This window comes from Clostridium sp. K04, from assembly GCF_019734375.1.
In the GTDB taxonomy this organism is placed as follows: Bacteria; Bacillota; Clostridia; order Clostridiales; family Clostridiaceae; genus Clostridium; species Clostridium saudiense.
In genome coordinates, this window is sequence record NZ_JAASHD010000074.1 from 1 (window position 1) to 4,166 (window position 4,166).

Below are 4,166 nucleotides of genomic sequence, written 5' to 3' on the forward strand. Positions count from 1 at the left end.
TTTTTTTATTTATTTCAAATTTTAATGTTTACTATTTCCCTATTTATTTGCTCTATATTTTATATAAGGAGGTGTATTTTTATGGATTCAGAATTATTTAATTTTCTAACAACTCAAGGTATTTTTGCTTTGTTATTTGGATATTTATTGCTATATATTTTAAAACAAAATCAAATTCGAGAAGAAAACTATCAAAAAATAATTCAACAATTAAATGAAGTTCTTCCAACTATAAAAAATGATTTAGAAGACATAAAAAAGCAGATATTAAAAAATTAATATCTGCTTTTTATTATGTTAAGTACACCTTTTTCAATTTACTTATTGCTCTATTCTTAGCTTGATTTATTGCCTGTCTTGATACCCCCATATAATCTGCCACTTCACTTATGGATAAATAATTTATATATATTAATTTCATTATGTATTCTTCTTTTTCTGTCAATACTTCAAATAAATTTAAAACTTCAACTTCTGAATCAAACTCTTCATACCCTATTTCAATTTCTAAATTTAATTCTACTTCACTATTTTTTATCTTATCATTTTTTTTAGATAATTTTATATACTCATACTTTAATGCTTTAGATATATAAGCAAATATTATTCTATCATCCTCAAATTTGTTTTCTTCTGGCAATTTATTTATTATTTCTAGTAAATGTACTAATAGATCTTGTCTAGTATCTTCTCCATTCACTGATTTTGAAAGTTTATTTATTAAAGGGTTAAATACATTTATAATCTCTCTAAATATTTCTTTATTGCCTTTTTTATATTCTTTTATATTTTTATAAATTGTGTTTCCCATAAATAAACACCCCCTACTTATATAAAAGCAAACAAACGTTCGATTTGTAAACATAAAAAAATTATTTTTTTCATGTTTACAAATTGAACGTTTTTTTACTCTTAAATATATGACTGGTCAATTAAATGAATTTTAAATTAAACAGAAGTTAACTTTTGAAATAAATATTTTTATTAAAAAGGAGAAATTAATTATGTTATTACAATTAGGAGATAAAGGAGATAATGTTAAATATCTTCAATATGGATTACACATTTTATGTTGTTCACCAAATGGTTTTGATGGTGAATTTGGAAATGGCACACTTACTGCCGTAAAGAAATTCCAATCTAAATATGGATTAGTTAGTGATGGAATAGTAGGTGATGTTACTTGGAATACTTTAAAAAATGAAATTGCTACAATTCAAGCTCAATTAAATAAAAAAGGTTGTAGCGTTGGTACTGTTGATGGTATAGCGGGTCCTACTACCTATAATGCTGTTATTTCATTCCAAAATAAAAATGGTTTAACTGCTGATGGACAAGTTGGTACTGCAACTTGGGATATTTTATTTGACACTGTATCTGGTGGAACTACTCATACTAGAATATTAAAAGTTACTTCACCTTTAATGCAAGGTGATGATGTTAAAGCTGTTCAAAATAAATTAAACTCTTTAGGTTATAATTGTGGTACTGCTGATGGCTACTACGGAAATGCTACTAGAACTGCTGTTATCAGCTTCCAATCTGCTAAAGGGCTTACTGCTGATGGTGAAGTTGGTCCTGCTACTTGGAATGCTTTATTTAGCTCTTCTTCAACTTCTACTGGGAGTAGCTATACTAGATTATTAAAGGTTACTTCACCTTTAATGTACGGTGATGATGTTAAAGCTGTTCAAAACAAATTAAACTCTTTAGGATTCAACTGTGGTACTGCTGATGGCTACTACGGGAATGCTACAAAAAATGCTGTTATTAGTTTTCAGTCTGCTAAAGGAATTGACACTGATGGTGTTGTTGGTCCTACTACTTGGAAGCTTTTATTTAACAGTTCTGCTTCTAATAATGGCGGATATAGTAGAATATTAAAAGTTACTTCCCCTTTAATGTATGGTGATGATGTTAGAGCGGTTCAAAATAAATTAAACTCTTTAGGCTACAACTGTGGTACTGCTGATGGTTATTATGGTAATGCTACTAAATCTGCTGTTATCAGCTTTCAATCTGCTAAGGGGCTTACTGCTGATGGTGAAGTAGGACCTGCTACTTGGAGTGCTTTATTTAATTCTTCTTCATCTTCAGGCGGTGGAACATTACCTGGTGGTTCAATAAAAGTATTTATTGATGCTGGCCATGGAGGTTCTGATCCTGGTGCTGTAGGAAATGGATTAAAAGAAAAAGATATTGTTCTTAGTATAGCTACAAAATTAGGTGCTTTACTTAACGGACGTGGAATATCAATAAAATATTCTAGAACTACTGATACTTATTTAAGCTTAGAGGAAAGAGCTAGACTTGCTAATGCTTGGGGAGCTGACTTATTCGTATCAATACATGCTAATTCTGCTACTTCATCAGTTAGAGGTACCGAATGCTATACTCATCCTACTGCAAATACAGCAACTAAAACTTTATCTGGAAATGTATCTAGAGCAATAGCTAATAAATTTGGTATATCTAATAGGGGGCATAAAGAAGCTAACTTTGCCGTTTTAAGACTTTCTAATATGCCTGCTATTTTAGTTGAAACTGCTTTTATTAGTAATTCTAGTGATGCTAATCTTTTAAATACTAGACAAGATGATTTTGCTAATGCAATTTTTAATGAAATCTTAAACTACTTTAATATGAGTATATCTACAAGTACAATATTAGATCAGATAAATAATAGTGGGTTCGCTGAACTTTTTGGTGTTAAATTTACACAAACACTTCAAGAAAAGATAATTGCTCAAGCTGGACCAATTAAAGTTAAACTTTCTCTTACACGAGGTGGTAGCAATAATGGAGAAATTGTTGCAAATTTTAAAAATGGTAGTTTTGATAGTGGTACATTCAAAAATGATTTACTAGATTTATCTACAACTCTATCTAAAAATGGAGTAAATATATCAAAACAACTCCTTAAATTAGGTAATAAAAGTTTTTCTATATCAGTATCCACTAATAATAATATAATTACTGTATCTTTAACTAAAACTTTAAATATAAATGATTCAACTTTTAGTCAAGTATTGTCAATTGAATACGATAAAGATGGGTTAAAAGATATTTATGAAAATATTACAGTTGTTGTAAATAGTTTAGTCGAGAAATCTAAACCTATTTTACTTCCTCTTCTTCTTATAGGCGCTTTAATAATTTTTATAAAACTCGGCTTTTTATCAGCTTTAATAAGCTTTGGTGCTGCATTATTAACACAACTAGGCTATGCAATATATACAATGATTACTTTTATTGCTACTAATTAAACTTAAAAAATAACCATATAAATATTTATATGGTTATTTTTTCAATGAATTTATTAATTTCTTCTTCATTTTTAAATATATTTCTAGGAATTATCAATTTCTTTTTATATCCAAATGATTTAGTTGAAAATATTAATATATATTCATTAAGCAAATTCACTTTTATAAACTTATCTATCTTCATTTCATATTTGTCATTATTACAATATATATATATTTTTCTATTATCTAATATTAGTTTTTTTTCAGATAAAAAGTATCTATCTTTATTACAATTCTTTATTGCTATTTTTTTCGAAATCCTATTTATATCCTTATTCTCAGTTTTTTTCAACCAAAAAAACACTATAAAAGTCATAATTACTGTGTTCGTGAAAAAATAAATTAAATTTTGTAATTTTATTGAATAATATATTCCACTAATAACACTAATAGAACAAACAATATATTTATATTTACTAAATCCCATTTTATACTGAATATACTTTATTAAAAATTCAATATCTTCAAATGTGTTAATATATTTTATTTCCATAGCTCCCCCTTAATGTTTTATTTTAAATTTTACCATCTATAGTGGTTTTTTTCAATTTTGAGAAGACAAAAAATTCAAACAAATTGAATCTACTTTATGTAATCATATTAGTAATTAAGCTAATTATAGCATCCTTTAGTAAAAATATTCTTTCTGTAAATATATTGAAAGAATATTTATTACCACACAATATATATAATTTTATATTTTTTCATTTTATCCCTCACAGAAACAAATTATTTTAATTGCACTAAAAATAAATTATACATATAAATTTAAGAAAATAACAAAAACTGCGCAGAATTAAGCTTCTACGCAGTTTTTTCATTTTTATTTTTTAAAATTTACGGTTTTAAGCCATTTGT

The 4,166-nt window shown here is 26.6% G+C and carries 4 protein-coding genes; 2 read left to right on the forward strand and 2 right to left on the reverse strand.

Annotated features, from left to right (window positions below; genetic code table 11):
- Positions 1-81 precede the first annotated feature (81 nt).
- On the forward strand, positions 82-279 hold the full coding sequence (locus HCG70_RS17035) for a BhlA/UviB family holin-like peptide (RefSeq protein WP_042402944.1): 198 nt from the start codon (positions 82-84) through the stop codon (positions 277-279).
- Between the two features lie 13 nt (positions 280-292).
- Here the strand turns inward: HCG70_RS17035 and HCG70_RS17040 are convergent, their stop codons facing one another.
- The gene (locus HCG70_RS17040) at positions 293-811 is read right to left on the reverse strand and encodes a sigma-70 family RNA polymerase sigma factor (protein ID WP_195959368.1); all 519 of its coding nucleotides are present in this window, start codon (positions 809-811) and stop codon (positions 293-295) included.
- Positions 812-1,004: 193 nt separating this feature from the next.
- On the opposite strand from HCG70_RS17040, the gene HCG70_RS17045 reads away from it, so the two are divergent.
- A complete protein-coding gene (locus tag HCG70_RS17045; protein ID WP_221698064.1) occupies positions 1,005-3,266 on the forward strand; it encodes an N-acetylmuramoyl-L-alanine amidase in 2,262 nt (753 codons plus the stop codon).
- Between the two features lie 25 nt (positions 3,267-3,291).
- On the opposite strand, the gene HCG70_RS17050 is transcribed toward HCG70_RS17045, so the two are convergent.
- On the reverse strand, positions 3,292-3,801 hold the full coding sequence (locus HCG70_RS17050; RefSeq protein WP_042402951.1) for a hypothetical protein: 510 nt from the start codon (positions 3,799-3,801) through the stop codon (positions 3,292-3,294).
- Positions 3,802-4,166: the final 365 nt, after the last annotated feature.